Origin of the sequence: Streptococcus infantis (genome assembly GCF_047460875.1) — a bacterium.
GTDB classification, from domain to species: domain Bacteria; phylum Bacillota; class Bacilli; order Lactobacillales; family Streptococcaceae; genus Streptococcus; species Streptococcus infantis_AA.
Window position 1 is genome coordinate 102,813 of sequence record NZ_JASHFI010000001.1, and the last position, 18,521, is coordinate 121,333.

Sequence of the window (18,521 nt, forward strand, 5' to 3'; positions counted from 1 at the left end):
AAATTGATTTGTACATTTTTTACTCAAGTAACAGTAGAAGGAGTGACGGTTCAATTGTGCATTTTATTTAAAATATTTATGGCTATAATAATAGTATTTGAAGCATAGATAAAGTAGATACAGTGGTATAATAGTGTCAAAAGACTTTCAGGAGAAATGAGATGAGATCGCATACAGTTATTCTAGGCGCTGGTGCTACTATTGCAGCAATTCCAGATGGTGATAAAAATGGGAAAAGCTCTTCAGTTATGAATGGATTGCTAAAAAAACTTAATTTAGAAGAAATTCTTGCCGGTGTTGAATTACAGACAAAGAGCGAAAATTTGGAAGATATCTATTCAGAATTATTTGAGAGAGAAGAGTGCTCTGAAATAGTTAGGAAGCTAGAAGAAAGACTCTATGATTATTTTGCTTCGTTGGAGTTACCTGATGAACCAACAATTTATGATCTTTTAATATTAAGTTTAACTAATAAAGATTGCATAGCTACGTTTAATTGGGACCCTTTACTTATACAAGCTTATGTTCGCTGTTCAAAAATTACTCTGAACCTGCCACAAATTCTTTGTTTACATGGGAATGTAGCTGTCGGTTTTTGTGAAGAACATACTGAGTTTGGAACAGTAGATTACTATTGCCCAACATGTTATAAAAATTTAAATCCAACAAAATTATTGTATCCCGTAAAAAACAAAGACTATTCTTCCGATGGATACATAAATTGGTGTTGGAAAGCATTAGATTACTTTGTCGATCATTCATATATGTTAACTATTTTTGGATACAGTGCTCCTAAGAGCGATGTAGATGCTGTTAATTTAATGAAAAAAGCATGGGGAAATATTGAAGACCGACCACTTGAAGAAGTTTCCGTAATAGATATTATAGACGAAGAGACTATGCTAAATACATGGAAAGACTTTATTCATAGCCATCATTATAGGTATTCAAATTCATTTTTTGATTCTTACTTAGCAAAATTTCCAAGAAGAACTTGTGAAACTGTATTTGCAACATTTTCATTAAATGTTCCTTCTGATGGTAGTAGAGGTTTTAAAGAGAATTTTAATTGGGAAATGATAAAAGAGTTTTTATCTGATATGTTAGTTGAAGAACAAGAAAATAAAGGAAAATCAAATTTAAAATCGAAATATTTAGTTTGGGATGAAGATGTTAACGAATAATCTAATTAACCATAGTGTACTTAAGTTGTCAATGGATTTCGACAATGCTTTTAAACATAAAGATATAGATGAGATTTATAGACTAATAGAAATTGGTAAAAATATGGAAAATACTATTGATGATATTTCCAAAATTCATTTACTTTATTCTATTGGGACAGCATATGGTGATATATTTGAACTAAGTGATAACCTAGTATTCAACATAGATACCGATTGTACAGTTCAACAAATTTATTACTTTAGAAAAGCTATCGAAATTTCAAATAATATTGATATAAATCCTGAGAACAATAGCTTTATTCACCCATTATTATGTTCACTATACACCAATTACGCAAATCTATTAGATGCTTGTGGTAGAAAACAGTTAGCTATTAAGATGTATTGTAAATGTATACAAATCAATCCAAGATTCACAATGGCTAGTGGTAACTTGGCTATTTGTCTACATCATTATCGTAATTTTTTGAATGATAACGAACATCTTCACTTTATTAAAAAAATTAAAAATTTAATAGAAACAAGTATAACTTTTTCAGATCCAAACAGAGTTAATAACGCAGAAAAGCAATTTATTAAACTTTACGAACAATATCTTGATTATAAAGATTTAGATGAATGCTCTTGTAAAAACATTGATTATAATCCTAATTCACAAAAGTATCGTGAATGGTGTTGGGACAACGGGCTGTATCTTAATCCACTTAATGACTTACAAGCTGACGATATAAATAGATATGATGATAATATTTTACTACCAAGTTTATTGTTTCAATCGGATAAAGATTTAAACAAATACATTTCTATGTTTAATCAAATTAAGCAAGAATATGTTTATGCCCGTTATCTCTGTTTTAATAGCATTGAGATTGATTCGGTTCATTATGCTGATGAGAATGTTGATCTTATTGATTGTCTAGAATACGTACAATATTCTATCCGAGTAGAAGGATTAAAAGCAGCTTTTAAAACACTATATTCATTATTAGATAAAGTAGGAATGTTTATAAATGAATATTATTCTTTAAAAATTAAGACTCGACAAGTAAATTTTCATTCAATTTGGAGAACAGATAGCAATTTAGGTAAGTTGTTGGATAAGAATATTGGTCTATCATCTATATTTTGGATATCGAAAGATTTTGATAATGGTAATAATTCTTTGACAGCAAATCCACACGCAAAGCTATTAAAAACTATTAGAAATTATTTAGAGCATAGGTTTACTAATATTACATTGAATTTTATTGATGGAAGTGAAGAAAATAATGAAACTAGACTGTATCTAACTGAATTTGAACTTCAAGAGTGTACATTAGATTTATTAAATCTTGTAAGAGAAGTTATTTTTTCACTCAAAAATGCCATTCAAATAAGTGAAAATGAAAAACAATCTACTCTAAGCAGTGAAGTTGCTTTAATTCCGATAAATTATGAAGAAGTAGATTTGGAAGATAAATTATAGCATTGAGCATACAATTTATAGTCGTTATAAAAAGCAATAGTCTAAATTCATTTAACTAATCGACTTAACTAGAGCTAAACCATTGATAAAACTGAATTAGAAGGATAAAGTACACTCATTAAGCAGTGTACTTTATTTTTGTTTTGTAGATAATTTGTTGATTGCTTAATCAATACTACATCTTTATCAGGCAATTCAGACTCCATTTAGTCCTCTAAAACCCACGTTGAGGCGGTATCACTGCTTGTAAAAGATTAGAAACCTTTGAACGAAAGGGAGAATGAAAAGCGTGAAGGTAGCTTCTCTAATCGAATAGAGGGTAAGAATCAGAGTAATAGTTCAAGTATGGCTTCTGGATACTATAGTCTGACATGCTATCAATCTATTTCAGAAGCTGGACAAATTGTAATAACTTTCCTTGAAGGAACTGAGGTAGATTTATAAGAGACTGTGACTGGGAAGTTGCAGTCTTTTTAGGGGTTTAATGGTATAATGAAATTATAAATGTGGATATTGTTTAAATTCTCTTGAGGACGCATAATGTTGAATTTAGTAAAAGGACACCAAGTTAGCTTGGTAGAAAACCTGTTTGAATCATTTACAAAGTTAACTGAACATCATTTGATGGCGAATGTACACGCAGAAAAAATATTAGAGGTTTTTCAACATTTTATTGCGATTCATGACGAGCCCTTGTTTTTTATTTTGGAATTGCCTGTCAGTATTGATAGAGAAAAAGTGATAGCAAAGAATATTATCAAGGAATCCCATAAGGATGTTTATTATATTGATGGTTGTTCAAGAGAGGAATGCCTAGCACTGTTGATTAGATACGGTGATTTGCTTATTAATGATGGACTTAGTCAGTTTGGATTTGGTGGTCATAAAAGTCATGATGAGATCATGCTTGATAGCTATAATATTGTGACAATTTATAGTAAAGAACTATCAAAATTTAATGACTTTTTTGAGCTTCATAATATTCAATTTGTTGAAGAACTAGTGACAGCTTGGAAAACTTTTTCTAAAACCTCCCCAGGAATCTCTGAAATCTATGAAAGTAATGGAAAAACTGTTTATGATTTGCCTGAAGAATTAGCTGAATGGGGAATATATTTAGCTAAAACTCGAACAGAATAGGTATAACTATAGATTAGAAAGAGAATATTTCAATTCCTTAAAATTTGATTTAGAGCAAAGGTGGATATTGAAGTTGTAAGATAAATAATGATTATTTATGGCAGAACTCTGGTTCTGCCTTTTTTATTTATGAAGTATATGAGATATGGCATAAAAGACTAAAGAAAAAATGCAAAACGTTTAATAAATTAGAATTTTCTTGCTACTTTTTGAAAAATATTTTTTCCTTACAGAATCCTTAAAAATATTTTTTATACTATTTACAAGATTAAAGGAGGAACAAAATATGAGCAAATATATTTTGGAAACAAATGAGCTAACAAAAGTTTTTGGAAAACAAAAAGCTGTAAATAATGTGTCATTAAAAATTGAGGAAAATTCAGTATATGGATTACTAGGACCTAATGGTGCAGGTAAATCTACGACATTAAAGATGATTACAGGTATGTTACACAAGACGTCAGGTGAAATTATGTTTGAAGGACATGAATGGAGTAGAAATGATTTATCAGATATTGGTGCTTTAATCGAGATGCCACCCTTATACGAAAATTTAAGTGCAAGAGAAAATCTAAAAGTTAGAACATTATTACTTGGATTACCTGATGCAAGAATTGATGAAGTTTTAGAAATTGTAGATTTAAAAAATACCGGAAAAAAGAAAAGCGGTCAATTTTCTTTGGGGATGAAACAAAGATTAGGTATTGCAATTGCTTTATTAAATAATCCTAAACTATTGATACTAGATGAACCGACAAACGGATTAGATCCATTAGGAATTCAAGAATTACGAGATTTAATACGAAGCTTTCCAAAAAAAGGAATAACAGTAATTCTGTCTAGTCATATTTTAGCAGAAGTGGAACAAACTGCTGATCATATAGGAATTATACATGATGGAGAATTAAAATATCAAAACACAATTAATCATAATGAAAATTTAGAAGAACTTTTTATGGATGTTGTAAAGAATGGAAAGAGGGTGTAGCTTAATGAAAAATTATATTTTTGCAGAAAATTTGAAACACAAACACAGTTTTTTGTTGAAGATATTATTTATTGCACCAATTATATCTTTACTTGTTGCGTTTGTATTAATGCCATTATATTTTAGTGTAAATGCATATAATTGGTGGTATGTGATGATTATGCCAGCAACTTTCGCTTTAATACCAGCAATGATGCATAGAAAAGAGGAAAGAAAATTAAACTACCGAGCAGTTTTTTCACTTAATGTTGATTTAAAAAAAATATGGATATCAAAAATACTAACAGCTTCAATTTATCTAAGTATAACTGCTATTTTGCATATGCTAGGAGTATTTGTTTTTCAATTTTTCATTGGAGAACAATTAACAGGAAACTATGCATTCACGACATTATTATTCGCAAGTGTATTATTGATTATAACTAACATATGGCAAGTTCCGTTTTGTTTTTTCCTAGCTAAAAAGTTTGGGTTTATAGCAAGCATTGTAGTAAATGCTGTATTAGGTCTTGTGGTAGGAATTTTGTTAGCTGACGGTTCTATGTGGATTTATTGCCCTTATTCTTGGGGGATTAGATTGATGGTACCCGTTATGCGTATTTTACCGAACGGTGTGCCAACAGAAGTATCAAATCCAATGATTTTAAACACATCCTTACTTGTTCCTTGTATTTTATCAATATGTTTGTTTACATTATTGACTTTCATTACTGCAAAATGGTTTTCTAAGCAAGAGGTGAAGTAATGATGAATATATTAAAATCAGAGTTTTATAAATTGAAGCATACATGGATTCCCTGGGCTCACTTTATCTTACCTGTTTTATATGCACTAATATTTTATGGGGCAGCAACATTTACAAGTCTAAAAAATTTTTCTGATATGGATATCATACTGAATTATTTTGTGCTTTTAGGTGCTATCTTACCAATAATATTTGGTGCTATCACATCTAAGGTTGTTGACATGGAAGCAAGTGCTGGAAGATTTCAAGTGATTCTATCAACTACAAAATCCAGAAGCAAGGCTTATAGCGGAAAACTTATAATGCTCTTATTGAGTTTTCTATTTTCTATAAGTTTAGCAGTTTTTATATTTGCAATGCTATTTGGTAATCAAGCGACTATGGCTTGGTTAATTGAATTATTATTAGTTTTTATAGGATGTCTATCTACATATATGATTCATTTATGGGTATCACTTATGTTAGGTGGTGGTGCATCTATTGGATTGGGATTTGTGGAAACGTTGATTGCTTTACTTTCAATAACCAATTTAGGTGAAAATATCTGGTATTTTTTACCTTGTACTTGGGCATCAAGATTATCTGCAACATATATTGTTGGAAGTGAATTGGCTGATAGCTCATATTTAATTAAAGAGTTTACCATGTGGGGCTATGTAGCAATACCTATTACAGTAGTCATTTTTACTGGCTCTTTATTATGGTTCAATAGGTGGGGTGGAAAGTCAATCAGTGAATAATAGCTCTAAATGTATTTGTAAATGGAATATGGTATAATAATAAAATATTTATAAATATGGAGGTGGTTTGGTATGGCAAGAATTCTTGCTATAGATGATGAATTAGATATGCTGACTCTAATCAAGAATATTTTAATAAAAGGAGATCATATTATTGATATTTACCAAACCACGGTAGATATTGATGAAAATAGTTTGGGGAAATATGACTTAATATTACTTGATGTAATGATGCCAGAGGTTGATGGAATCAGCTATTGTAAAAATATACGTAGCAAAGTGGATTGTCCGATTATCTTTTTAACTGCAAAAGCAATGGAAACGGATATAGTAGATGGCTTATTAAGTGGAGGAGATGACTATATTACCAAACCATTTGGTGTTGGTGAATTGTTAGCAAGGGTAGAAGCTCATCTGAGAAGAGAACAAAGAGAAAAACATTCGAGTTTAAACCTAGGGAATATAAGATTTGATTTATCCTCCAATCAAGTATTTGTGAAGGAAGAAGAAATTCATCTGACAAAGTCTGAGTATCAAATTTCTAAACTTTTAGCAAAGAGAAAGGGACAAGTTTTTTCAAGAGAACAAATATATGAAATGATTTTTGGATTTGATGGGATTGGTGATTCTTCTGCCATATCAGAACATGTAAAAAATATTAGAGCAAAGTTCTTAAAATTTGGTGAAAATCCAATTTCTACAGTTTGGGGGATTGGTTATAAATGGAATTAATTAGAAAAGGACAGTCACTCAAAATAGTATTTCTTAAATACTTAATGACTGTTGGAGTTGGTTTAGGATGTGCCATCGTACTAGCTTTATTAACTTTTACAGCGTTTTATAGTGTTGGTTTGATTATTCCGGCTAACCATACAGAAAATTTATTACAAGAAAATAAATATAAAATTTTAAATAAAATAGACTTTGATGAAGCATTGATACCTAAAGGAGCTAGCTATATGTTTTTATCGCCAGATGGTGAAGTGATAAAAACTAATATGGATGAAGCTATTCAACTGAAAGCTAAGAATTTTCACAATCATGAGGGATTTTCAACTCCATCTTCTTCATTTATAGAATTTAAAAGGAATGATGGATATGTATTAATCCATTATTCACTAGAGCCACAATACAATAATGATTGGATGGAAAAATATTTCCCTAGCATAGATTTACTATTAATATTTTTATTAATCATTTTCTTTTTAATGAGTGCATTTGTGGCTACTCTAATCTGGGCAAAACGAATAACAAGGCAATTATCGCCAATGCTAGAGGCATCAGATAAAATCGCCAACCAAGAATTAGACTTTGAAATAGGAAGTTCAAATATCAAAGAATTTAATGATGTCTTAAATAGCCTTGATATAATGAAAAAAGCCTTAAGTGATTCATTAAGAGAAAATTGGATTAAAGAAGAGAATAAGAGAAGTCAGATATCGGCATTAATGCATGACTTAAAAACTCCGGTTTCTATTGTCCAAGGTAATGCTGAATTGTTAAAGGTAACTGATCTAACTGATGAACAAAAAGATTATGTAGCGTACATTATAAAAAATTCAACACGTATATCAGATTATACAAAAGCTCTGATGGAGATGAATCAGTCAATTAAATTAAACTCGTTGAATTTAAAAAAAGTAAAGGTGTCAGAAATAATCGAAAGAGTTAGTGAAATAGCGAGAGAGATTACACTAATACATGACCGTACTATATCTAAATCTATTAATTGTGAAGATTCAGATGTAATGATAGATGTACAATTATTTGAAAGAGTCATTGAAAATATATTTAGTAATGCTATTCAATATTCACCAGACAAATCCAACATTGAATTACTAATAATGACTACAGATAAGATACTTTCAATATCTGTGATAGACGAAGGCCCAGGATTTTCTAATGAGGATTTAAAACGAGGAACGGAGCAATTTTACCGTGGAGATAAGAGTAGACATTCAGCTACAAACTATGGTTTAGGTTTATATAATTCTTGGAAAATAATGTTATTACATAATGGACGCATCATATTAGAAAACAACTCGGATAAACATGGTGCAAGTGTAAAGTTAGAATTACCATTACTATAATAGAACAGGAATTGTTTTCAAATGGAATTTATTAAAAATATATCCTTTTTGCTTTTGGTGTAGAGTAGAAAATTTACTCCGCTATCAAGCAAGAATCTTACATAGTAGAAAGCTAAATTCAACAAACAAGCTTCAGTTTGTTGAATTTAGCAAGGTACAAGTTTTTATGAGATGAAACCTATAAAATTTGTACGGATACTGTAGGGTAAGAAAAGAAAAAATATTTTCATTCTAAAGTTTAAGTTTAAACATTAACTCTATCCCTTTCGTTCTATAATATAGAAGTTTACTAGCACCACATGAGGAGAAATCATGAGGGATATTCTCAGTTGAATAAGTAAGAGTATAATCTACATCTCCAAAGTAGGAGTGGCCAGTTCCAGCAGAAAGACCTTCATAAGTTTTATAACTGAATAGATCGATTACTTTGTTGTCGAATTTTTCCTGTTCTTCAAGTAATCCTGAGGAATAGACGACAACTTTAGAATCAAATAAGCTAAAAACGCTCTAAAATCATTAAATTGATATTAAAGTGTTTTTTATTTTCAAAATATACAATTGAAAAAATTTCCAGTTTTTTTAAAATCACTTTCTTAGATGACAATTTAATCAAAATATGATATAATACAGAAAAAGTAAAAATAACAAAAGTAACTTACAGAAGTAAAAGAAAAAAAGTAAATAGATAGCCACGGCGGATATTCCTTTCATCGTTTAGAAGGAGTTGCTGTGGTTATCGTTGTCGCTGAGCTAATTAATTGCTCTTATTACTTAGATGAAGTTACTTTTATTATTGAATTAATTTGAATAATAATAACGATCAATGAAAGTACTCATCGATATTCCCTTTATGCAGTTTAGAGCACAAAGGAAAATAGTACTGATTTGATCGTTTTTTCTGTATTGACATCATAAAACACAGTAAGAACCTTCAGTCATAATAAACAAGGAGGTAACATGAGATTTGTTGTATATAAACATTCGCTGATTCTAGGTGATAATAATATCGTTACAAAGCAATTGATTGCACTCAAACATGATGATGGCACATTACAATTCACTCATTTTCATAGATATGTAAAATCTTCCGCAAAAATTAAGTCTATCTCAGACAATGGCAACAAACGTTTTTCATACGTTGTTAAGTTTTTGAACTATATATTTGGAACAGTTGGGGTAAATAATCTTGATCAACTAACTTTTGAAATGGTCAAGGAATTTTTTACGCTTTATGGTTTAGCACAATTACCTGAAGATAGAACAAATAGAAAGAAAAGTACAGTCGAAAAATGTGTAAATGCCGTTCTTGATTTTTTAACTCTATACTTGAATGAACGAAAAGGGAAGGCTAAATTGAAGCCAAAAGACCTTTATTCTATCAATACGTTCACTAATAGACGAGGTAGAGTCATCAAAAGAAAAGAGTTGAATTTTGAGGTATTTGTTGATGGAAGCAACACACAGAAGTCAATTTTTAGGGATATGCCAAACAGCGCCTTTGAAATGCTTTTTGCTCACATTGCTCAATATCACAAGGATTTACTTATGGTTGTTGCTTTGGGAGCATTTGTTGGTTTAAGACCATCAGAAGCTTGTAATGTAAGGCGTGAAGATAGCCCTTTGGGGGCAGGTATCATATTTCACCAAAGTGATAATCAAGTATTTAAAATTGAGATTGATCTGCGAAAAGAAATGCCCCTTAGAAGCGATTTAAAGCCAACTGGACGAATTAAAAAGGAAAGACTTCAAGCTGTACCTTATATCTTCTTAGAGGTCTTTTTAGACACCTACAATGACTATATGAGCTACCTAGAAGGTAAAAGGTATGAGAGAGATTATGGTCCATTAAACCTTAACAAGCAAGGGAAAGCATTGTCATACGATGTGTACTATCAACGATTTCGTAAGATTATTCGCGAAGAAATGATTCCAATATTTCTTAAATCTGATGACCCAGAGGTTGTCTTTTTTGGTCAACTCTTGCAAGAAAATAATATTTCACCCCATATCTTTAGGCACTGGTACACCACACAATTGGTTTTGTCAGGTGTTAATGAAGTTAGTGAACTGATGTCTGCTAGAGGGGACAATTCACCAGAAAGTGCTTGGGTTTATTTACAAAATAAAGGAGAAATTGCAAAACAATATGGTCAGGTTAATAATGGTGTTTTTGAATATATGAACTGGCAAGCAGAAAAATTGTTTGGAGAAGATTAAAAGGAGTAGCTATTGGTAGTAGATTTAAAAAATTATCTTGAAAGAATATTAGTCGAGTTAGGTGCTGCTACAATAAAACACCGTGAGAAAGTCAGTGGATTCTTACTAGACAATGAATGGTTTGGTGTGTCTATAAATCTTGATGACTATACTATTTCTGAAAAAGATGTTGAAGTTCTTAAAAATCACATCAAAGACTATCTAACAACACCTCCTGGAATTAAGAGTATGGAAGGAATCTTTTCAAAAAAATTTCCTTCTACAAGTGAATTATTCGTACAATTTGCTGAAGAAGAAAAGCTGAGTGAAACAAATCGTTTCTATCTACTTGATTTTTTAGCATACTACTTAACAAAAGATTTGTTTCTATATGGTGATGCTGAAGTAGAGACCTTAGTAGAAGTAGCAACAGAAGTCCTTACGAAGTCACAAGGCAATATCCTCATTCAATTTATTAAATGGCTACTCAATAAAGGCGTTACTCGTTATCGAGTAAGTTTTGAAATGACAAAGCGTTACACGATTGAGAGTGCAAATGGAGCGTATGAATTAGATGAATACCTTGAATTAATGTACTACCTATTCAACGAAAACTACATCATAAAAAATGATATGTTGTGTAAAGCAGCAAATTCAAAAAACTATGCAGATACATGGTTGTATCTAGGGTTACATTTTATTTGCGCACTAAGATCAACAGACTTAGAAAGATTAGGACATCCTAAATTAACAAGAGAACCATTAGAAGTTTTAGAAGCAGTAGTAGATGGAACTTGGAGTAGTAGTGAAGCTAGAAGGACTTTACTAAGTATTACAACAAGATTGACTTATTTAAACTTAACACCTAATAAAACCAAAAACGCTTCTAATGTTGCTCAGTTAAAGTTTCATGTCCCAGAAAGTTGTCAGGTTCTTATTGGAACGTTATTGGCTATCTGTGAGGCACATTTCCAACTTCAAATACCATTCAATGCAGAAAATCCATTGATCAGACAAATTAAAACTTATGAAAAGATTACTAGTTATATGGGGGAGGAAATCGGAAATTTATTTTTAGAGCGTAACTTTAGTAGTCGTTCTGCAAACAAGTCCTACTTACAATCTGTCGCAATGTTAGCAGATGATGTTCTTGAAGAAAAGTCAGAACTGAATATTAAAGGTTATTTTCTAGCAGCATTAGCTCGTAGCCATAAAGGGGATTTTAATGAATTTGCACAAACTACAACAACGTATCTAAAAGATGCCCAACTCGGACAACTAAAACCTGAAATGGTTGCAAAAGAGCTATTTGAACGAGGCGTATTATCCATGATTCCGTCTATGCTCTTGACCATTGTAACTAGAGGAAAGTATAAAAAATTAAGTCCAAGCCAACAAACTCAAATGATTAAAAGTTTAGATTTAACGCCAATTGAAATTGAAAAAACGTTGGAATTGAGTATTAGGGCTGATTCACGTTCGCAACAAGCATTAAAAACTCTAGTTGAAAATAATGTTGATCCTGAACAATTACTGACGATCTGTCATCGAATTGGTAACGGAGAAGCTTTTTCTAAGCAAGGAGAGAGTATGTGTCTTTTATCTGCACTAGGGAAACTATGTCCCTATGATGACCGTCAGCATTGCGTCGGCTGTCAGTATGAATTACAAACAAAATCTACCTTGCTTTTGTTAATTGGTGAGTTTAATCGACTCAATAAACAATATCAAAAATTAAAGAATGAACTTGAACGAGGAAAGGTTCGAGCCATTCTTGAGAAGCAGATTAAACCATGTCTTACAGAAATGTTGCAAGCTTTATCAGAACAGTATGGCGAAGCTGTATTGTCTGATTATGAGGATATTATTAAGGAGTTAGTCAGTTGAATAATCAATCAAAATTATTTCGTAAAGTAAATGAAATTATCCTGTTTGATGACAATATGATTGAGAGCGCAAAAGAATGTTTTCAAGACTATGTTGAAAAAGGGATTATTCTAACCACCAATTTTGAAGAAAATAAATGGGAAACGACTAATGAATATTCTAACGTTAGCTTCATTTTTAACTTGAATAAATTCCAATATAAAAGGTTTTATGAACAAGTATTTCAATTATCTTTTGATGATTTTGTTACCTACTTAAAGAGTTTTATAGTGCTATCTATGGAACATCATGTTTTAATCACTCTCCAAGCCTTTTTAAGAGATATAAAGAAATTAGTCAAAGAACTAAAAGTGAACGAAGTCTTCTCATTAGCAAATATGAAGATTTCCAACCCCTCAGTATGTATAGATTTTCTTTCTACACTACCATGTTTAGAGAGTAACGAATTAACCCAACTGATTGAGCAACTAGACGAACTTTTAAATGTTAGTTATCAACTGAACACTAAAAAACAGCGAAAGTTAGCCCAATTTCAATCCTATTTTTTATTTAATGATATTTTAAACGACTATTGGGTTAAATCATTATTAGATGAGGAAAGATTGTTTTACTACCCTCTTTACTTATGGTGGCAAATAACAGCAGTAGTACCACTTAGACCAAGGGAGTTTTTGCTCACTCAGAGAAATTGTCTCACAGAAAAAGACGGAAAATATTACTTAACTCTCAGACGAAATAACTTAAAAGGAAAAGACAAGGGAGTATCCCATAAAATTTCAGAGGATTATTATTTAACAACTTACGAAGTACCATTTAAGCTTGCGAGTGAGATTTTAAATTATTTAGAACTAACCAAAGATTTATCATCTACTCAGTTGGATACTCTATTTGTGACAGACTCTCATTATCGGAAATGGAAACGTATTTCTGGTACTAAAAACCGTTTCTTGACATACAGTAACTTAAATACAATTTTAAAATATTTCTTTAATGAGATTGTATCTCAACAGTATGGGTATTTTGTCCATCATATCAATTCCCCAAAGCAATTAGACGATCATGAGATTAATTTCATTCATATTGGAGATACTAGACACATTGCAATGATCAATTTGATAGCAGAAGGAGCTAGTCCAGTAACAGCAATGCTCTTAGCTGGACATGATAGTATCACAACATCTTCACATTATTTTTCAAATCTGAGTCAGTTTATTGAATGTAGGAGCTATCAGCTTTATCGTAAATTAACAAACTCTCAAACGTCTTACGCTATAAGTAAAACTCAACATAAATACACCATTAATAAAAACTATGTTCCTCTTGATAATAAGGGCAGATGTTATTCACCTCGATTTGCGGAAGGTGATTATTCAGACTGTCTTAAAGTCATTAGCTCACATGCAGAGCTTGGTGCTTGTACTAGTTGTCCATTTTACAGAAAAGCTGGAAAAGATTATTTCTCTATGGATAAATCCTTTAAGAAATCAATCGACGAGGAAGCTTTAATTGTAGATGAGGCTATAAAAAGAGTTCGACAAGGAAAGGGGAATATAGAAGATATTGGTGAGGCATTATTAAAACTTAAAACAGTTAGTCATTCTTATCAAGAATATCTAACTGAAAAACATTTATCCTTACAGGAGTTCTCAAATGGCTAGAAAGAAGTATATTGATAATCAAGAATTGCTATTATTATTTGAACATTATTTACTGGAACATTGTTCGAATAATCCTAGACTATTCAAAATTCCACAGTTTGGAAATTACCTTAGAAGCAACGGATTTCCGCAGGTTGCAGACACAACGATTAGAAGAAACAAAGAATTTAGACAAGCCCTTAATGATAGATTGGAACTATTTGAAGACGACACTTATCAAACAGTTATAACGTATAAAACTCTAGATGTAGAACGTTTCTTAATGACCAATAGAACCCCTAAAGCAATCAAATCAGCATTGATGGAACTTAACAATTATTATAAAAGAGTTGTTGATGCAGCAATAGAATATAAGGAAGAAGCCAGTAAGCTCAAAACAAGAGTTTCAGAGTTGAAAAATGAGGTAGCACAACTTAATGAAAAGAATGCTGAAATAAAGGAGCAGACAGCGTTAAACAAAGAATTATTAGAGGAAAACAAAAAGTTAAGGAATCTTCTTAAAACTAGTTTGTATCCTGATATTGCGAATGAATTGTTAAAAGAAGAGGGCTTGTTAAAATCTGATCAGCAACTAGTAACTAAGAAGTATCTTAGTGAGAATGTTATTACTTCAGACACAAAAATATCTTTTGAAAAACATACTCATACTGAAAAGCAAACAAGCAAAAGTAAGATTTTGGAAATAAAAGACTTACTGGATAACAAGACTAAGTATTAGGAGGAGAAAATGTCAGACTTAATCACTGATTTTCCAGCCTTATTGAACTATTGGGACTTTGACAAGAATATCAAAATAGATGTAGAAAAAATAACAATTACCAGTAAAAAACACATTAACTGGAAATGTCCTACCTGTTCTTATGAATGGAAAGCAAGTACATCAAAATCTTATAAGAATATTCAAAATCATTCAAAAATCTGTCCTGTATGTGAGCTTGGAAAAGTGTTCATAAAAGGGGAAAACTCTATATCTGCAAGGATTCCTAACTTTCTAAGGTACATAAACTTTCATTATGAAAATATAGAAACCATTCAGGAAGAGATTGATAATTTATCTTTTTCTTCAAAGAGGTTATTTCACTTCAAATGTCCTACCTGTCATGTTGGTTGGAAAGATGTAGCAAACACTTCTAAATTAATCAATAAACATAATCAAGAGCTTGTTCATGTCGGATGTAATGAAAGTACACATTTTGTACCTTACACTAAAGCATACCCTAATCTTCGGAAAATTTATCTTCCAGGGGAGCAAAACGATGTAGAGTTTAATGATTTGAAGTTAAGTGACAATGTTACAATCCCTAGAAATTGGAAATGCGACAAATGTGACCATATCTTTAAGTTGTCTATTGATCAGCTAATTTCAAGAATCAAAAGATATAGTTTCTATTGTACTAACTGTAAAGCTACATTCGATACCCCAATTAAAGTGAAAGCGAACCCCCTATTACATACAGATAGAAATCTTTTTAAGCAATTTATTCCAACTCATGTAAAAAGTAATATGATTGATAGTTTATCCAACATCTTAGTAAGATGGCAGTGTTTTAAATGTCATGGTCAATATGAATGTAGTGTTGTCAAAAGGCATCTTGAAGGCTGCCCTTATTGTGATAATAAATTGATGTTAAAAGGATATAATACTTTACAAGAAACTCATCCTTATTTAGAGAAATTTTGGGATAAAAGTAATGATAAACCTATTTCTGAATACTGGTATAAGTCTTCTAAATGCATAAATTGGAAATGCCCTTGCTGCAAAGTCAGTTTTTATTGTAGTCCAATTGAAATGATTTTAAGAACCGACTTAGAGAATAGTAATTTTCAAACTTGTCCTAATTGTTGTGATTGGGATACACTTGTTTTTAACAATGATATACTCTATAATTTCCCAAAATTACAGGAAGAATGGAGCGATAAAAATGGATTGCCTGTTCATTTAGCATTGAGCCACATCGAAACAAAAAAATATTGGTGGAAGTGTTCTGTTTGTCAAGGTGAATACCTTTGTTCAATTCCAATAAGAAAAGAAGTAATAGATAGCTGTCCATATTGTAATGATGAACAAGCATTAAAAGGTTATAATACAATTGCAGATACTTATCCTGAGTTGTGTGACCTTTGGAGTAGCAAGAATGTAGAAAAACCTGATGAGGTGACGAAATCGTCAGAAACCGAGAATAAAATATTTAATTGGATTTGTGATTGTTGTGATTTAGAATTTCAGGAGAGATTAGGGATTGTTCTAGGTGTGTTTACAAACAATAATTCTAATAGTCTCAATTCTATATGTCCTTACTGTAATAAAAAAATTCCTAAACCAAATGAAACACTAAGCTATGTTAAACCGTACTTAAACAATGAATGGGTAAAAGAACTGAATGGTGATATTGATACCTTCTTTTATAATTCAAATGCTTTAACCAATTGGATTTGTCGAAAATGTCACAGAAGTTTTAAAGCAAAAATTTCTGATCGCCACAAAAACGACCAATGTTGTCCATATTGTTCTTTTAAGAAGACTGCAAAAGGTTATAATGATCTTGAAACAACACATCCTTGGTTAATTAAAGAATGGTCATCATTAAATAAACAAGAAATGTCTTCAGTAAGGGCAAATTCAACATATAATGCATGGTGGAAATGCCCTGTATGTACTGGAGAATATCAGAAAGTTATTAAAGAAAAATTTTACAGAGAAAATTCTTGTCCATACTGTAGAAATCAAAAAGTATTAAAAGGATTTAACGATTTAGCAACAACGCAACAAAGTCTAATGAATGAGTGGGATTATCTAAATAACTCCTTGATAGTAAGTCCAACTGAAATTACAGAGTTGAGTATTCTGCCTGTATGGTGGATATGTCAAGAAAATCTTAATCACCGTTACAAAATTCAAGTAAAAGAAAGAATGGCATACAAAAAACGCAATAAAAGGTCGTGTTCCATTTGCAAAGGCCACAGAAGAAAGCAAGAACACTTTGTACAGTTTGAAAAAATATAGATAAATAAAAACACTCTAAATTTCATTAAATTGATATTAGAGTGTTTTTTTATTGTCAAAATGTACATTTGAAAATTTTTTAGTTTTCACTTAAATAAAGTACATTTTCAACTGAATTGAGAGTAGTAAAAAATTCCAGTGTTCACTTAAATAAAGTACATAATTGAGTATAATTGGCTTAAAAAATTTTTTTGGTTATTATAGCCTTACTAAGACAATCCTATATATCTTCTGTAACATCTTTCCGAAAAACTATAATTTTCTTGAAAAATATATCTGGTTATGCTATACTACTAGTATAGAAAGATTTGGAGAAAAACATGAAACGCGAGATCTTATTAGAACGTATTGATAAACTCAAACAAGTCATGCCTTGGTATGTATTGGAATACTACCAATCGAAACTGGCAGTTCCATACAGTTTTACGACTTTGTACGAATACCTCAAGGAATACGATCGATTTTTCACATGGGTATTGGAATCTGGTATATCGGATGCTGACACCATGGCCAATATCCCATTAGATGTTTTAGAAAACATGACAAAGAAAGATTTGGAATCTTTCATTCTATACTTACGTGAACGTCCCTTACTTAATGCTAACACAACTAAAAATGGGGTTTCTCAAACAACCATTAACCGTACACTTTCTGCCCTTTCTAGTCTCTATAAGTACTTGACCGAAGAGGTTGAAAATGAACAAGGGGAACCTTATTTCTACCGTAACGTCATGAAGAAGGTTGCTACCAAGAAAAAGAAAGAAACCTTAGCCGCTCGAGCTGAAAATATCAAACAAAAACTCTTTTTAGGCGATGAGACAGAAGGTTTCCTTAACTATATTGACCAAGAGTACCCTCAACAACTCTCAAATCGCGCTCTTTCATCATTCAATAAAAACAAAGAACGTGATTTAGCCATTATAGCACTCCTTCTTGCCTCTGGTGTCCGCCTCTCTGAAGCAGTTAACCTGGATCTTCGAGATCTCAATCTTAAGATGATGGTGATTGACGTCACTCGTAAGGGTGGAAAACGAGACTCCGTTAATGTTGCTGCCTTTGCCAAACCCTATTTAGAACAATATCTCACTATTCGAGATAAACGTTATAAGACAGAAAAAAAGGATACAGCCCTCTTTCTAACCTTATATAGAGGTGTTCCAAATCGGATTGACGCTTCTAGTGTTGAAAAGATGGTAGCAAAGTATTCAGAGGACTTTAAAGTTCGTGTGACACCCCATAAGCTTCGTCATACTCTTGCAACGCGTCTCTATGACGCAACCAAATCCCAAGTTTTGGTCAGCCACCAGCTAGGACATGCTAGCACACAAGTAACAGACTTGTATACCCATATCGTTAATGACGAACAGAAAAATGCCTTGGATAGTTTATAAGAAACATAATATAAATTATGTAATATATAT

The 18,521-nt window shown here is 31.5% G+C and carries 14 protein-coding genes; all 14 read left to right on the forward strand.

The genetic code is table 11. The features are described 5' to 3' along the window. Positions 1 to 161: 161 nt before the first annotated feature. The 14 genes from QM887_RS00490 (at position 162) to xerS (ending at position 18,491) form a co-directional block, all read left to right on the forward strand. Positions 162 to 1,184 carry a hypothetical protein gene (locus QM887_RS00490; protein ID WP_414270039.1) on the forward strand — a complete coding sequence of 341 codons (1,023 nt, stop codon included), beginning with the start codon at positions 162 to 164 and terminating at the stop codon, positions 1,182 to 1,184. A gap of 103 nt (positions 1,185 to 1,287) precedes the next feature. Beyond that, a complete protein-coding gene (locus QM887_RS00495; RefSeq protein WP_239683603.1) occupies positions 1,288 to 2,652 on the forward strand; it encodes an LA2681 family HEPN domain-containing protein in 1,365 nt (454 codons plus the stop codon). 540 nt (positions 2,653 to 3,192) lie between these two features. Continuing rightward, positions 3,193 to 3,792, forward strand: coding sequence for a hypothetical protein (locus QM887_RS00500; protein ID WP_314794873.1), 600 nt, complete (start codon positions 3,193 to 3,195; stop codon positions 3,790 to 3,792). 286 nt (positions 3,793 to 4,078) lie between these two features. Beyond that, positions 4,079 to 4,780 carry a lantibiotic protection ABC transporter ATP-binding protein PcfF gene (gene pcfF, locus QM887_RS00505; protein ID WP_023918138.1) on the forward strand — a complete coding sequence of 234 codons (702 nt, stop codon included), beginning with the start codon at positions 4,079 to 4,081 and terminating at the stop codon, positions 4,778 to 4,780. 4 nt (positions 4,781 to 4,784) lie between these two features. Continuing rightward, positions 4,785 to 5,525, forward strand: a complete 741-nt coding sequence (locus tag QM887_RS00510; RefSeq protein ID WP_314794881.1) for a lantibiotic immunity ABC transporter MutE/EpiE family permease subunit — start codon at positions 4,785 to 4,787, stop codon at positions 5,523 to 5,525. Next, a complete protein-coding gene (pcfG, locus tag QM887_RS00515; protein WP_314794877.1) occupies positions 5,525 to 6,265 on the forward strand; it encodes a lantibiotic protection ABC transporter permease PcfG in 741 nt (246 codons plus the stop codon). The genes QM887_RS00510 and pcfG overlap by 1 nt, the downstream gene beginning before the upstream one ends. A 72-nt stretch (positions 6,266 to 6,337) precedes the next feature. Further along, positions 6,338 to 6,997 (forward strand): response regulator transcription factor, encoded by a 660-nt coding sequence (locus QM887_RS00520; RefSeq protein ID WP_036757387.1) that lies wholly within the window; start codon positions 6,338 to 6,340, stop codon positions 6,995 to 6,997. Then, positions 6,988 to 8,355 carry a sensor histidine kinase gene (locus tag QM887_RS00525; protein WP_049514319.1) on the forward strand — a complete coding sequence of 456 codons (1,368 nt, stop codon included), beginning with the start codon at positions 6,988 to 6,990 and terminating at the stop codon, positions 8,353 to 8,355. Before QM887_RS00520 ends, QM887_RS00525 begins: the two co-directional genes overlap by 10 nt. 957 nt (positions 8,356 to 9,312) lie before the next feature. Further along, complete coding sequence (locus QM887_RS00530) at positions 9,313 to 10,572, forward strand: site-specific integrase (protein ID WP_368909812.1); 1,260 nt, start codon at positions 9,313 to 9,315, stop codon at positions 10,570 to 10,572. Between the two features lie 12 nt (positions 10,573 to 10,584). Next, on the forward strand, positions 10,585 to 12,438 hold the full coding sequence (locus tag QM887_RS00535) for a hypothetical protein (protein ID WP_414270040.1): 1,854 nt from the start codon (positions 10,585 to 10,587) through the stop codon (positions 12,436 to 12,438). Next, positions 12,435 to 14,096, forward strand: coding sequence for a hypothetical protein (locus QM887_RS00540; protein WP_023918147.1), 1,662 nt, complete (start codon positions 12,435 to 12,437; stop codon positions 14,094 to 14,096). The genes QM887_RS00535 and QM887_RS00540 overlap by 4 nt, the downstream gene beginning before the upstream one ends. Then, entirely contained in the window at positions 14,089 to 14,814 is a 726-nt protein-coding gene (locus tag QM887_RS00545; protein WP_003007349.1) for a hypothetical protein, read from the forward strand. The genes QM887_RS00540 and QM887_RS00545 overlap by 8 nt, the downstream gene beginning before the upstream one ends. A gap of 9 nt (positions 14,815 to 14,823) precedes the next feature. Next, on the forward strand, positions 14,824 to 17,100 hold the full coding sequence (locus QM887_RS00550; RefSeq protein WP_414270041.1) for a zinc-ribbon domain-containing protein: 2,277 nt from the start codon (positions 14,824 to 14,826) through the stop codon (positions 17,098 to 17,100). A 320-nt stretch (positions 17,101 to 17,420) separates the two neighbouring features. After that, positions 17,421 to 18,491, forward strand: coding sequence for a tyrosine recombinase XerS (gene xerS, locus QM887_RS00555; protein WP_414270042.1), 1,071 nt, complete (start codon positions 17,421 to 17,423; stop codon positions 18,489 to 18,491). Positions 18,492 to 18,521 lie beyond the last annotated feature (30 nt).

Excerpts from the sequence above, each read along its gene's own strand:
- xerS (WP_414270042.1), top strand. The coding sequence starts at position 17,421 with ATGAAACGCGAGATCTTATTAGAACGTATTGATAAACTCAAACAAGTC.
- pcfG (WP_314794877.1), top strand. The coding sequence starts at position 5,525 with ATGATGAATATATTAAAATCAGAGTTTTATAAATTGAAGCATACATGG.
- QM887_RS00550 (WP_414270041.1), top strand. The coding sequence starts at position 14,824 with ATGTCAGACTTAATCACTGATTTTCCAGCCTTATTGAACTATTGGGAC.
- QM887_RS00510 (WP_314794881.1), top strand. The coding sequence starts at position 4,785 with ATGAAAAATTATATTTTTGCAGAAAATTTGAAACACAAACACAGTTTT.
- QM887_RS00490 (WP_414270039.1), top strand. The coding sequence starts at position 162 with ATGAGATCGCATACAGTTATTCTAGGCGCTGGTGCTACTATTGCAGCA.
- QM887_RS00530 (WP_368909812.1), top strand. The coding sequence starts at position 9,313 with ATGAGATTTGTTGTATATAAACATTCGCTGATTCTAGGTGATAATAAT.
- QM887_RS00500 (WP_314794873.1), top strand. The coding sequence starts at position 3,193 with ATGTTGAATTTAGTAAAAGGACACCAAGTTAGCTTGGTAGAAAACCTG.
- QM887_RS00520 (WP_036757387.1), top strand. The coding sequence starts at position 6,338 with ATGGCAAGAATTCTTGCTATAGATGATGAATTAGATATGCTGACTCTA.
- QM887_RS00525 (WP_049514319.1), top strand. The coding sequence starts at position 6,988 with ATGGAATTAATTAGAAAAGGACAGTCACTCAAAATAGTATTTCTTAAA.
- QM887_RS00545 (WP_003007349.1), top strand. The coding sequence starts at position 14,089 with ATGGCTAGAAAGAAGTATATTGATAATCAAGAATTGCTATTATTATTT.
- pcfF (WP_023918138.1), top strand. The coding sequence starts at position 4,079 with ATGAGCAAATATATTTTGGAAACAAATGAGCTAACAAAAGTTTTTGGA.
- QM887_RS00495 (WP_239683603.1), top strand. The coding sequence starts at position 1,288 with ATGGAAAATACTATTGATGATATTTCCAAAATTCATTTACTTTATTCT.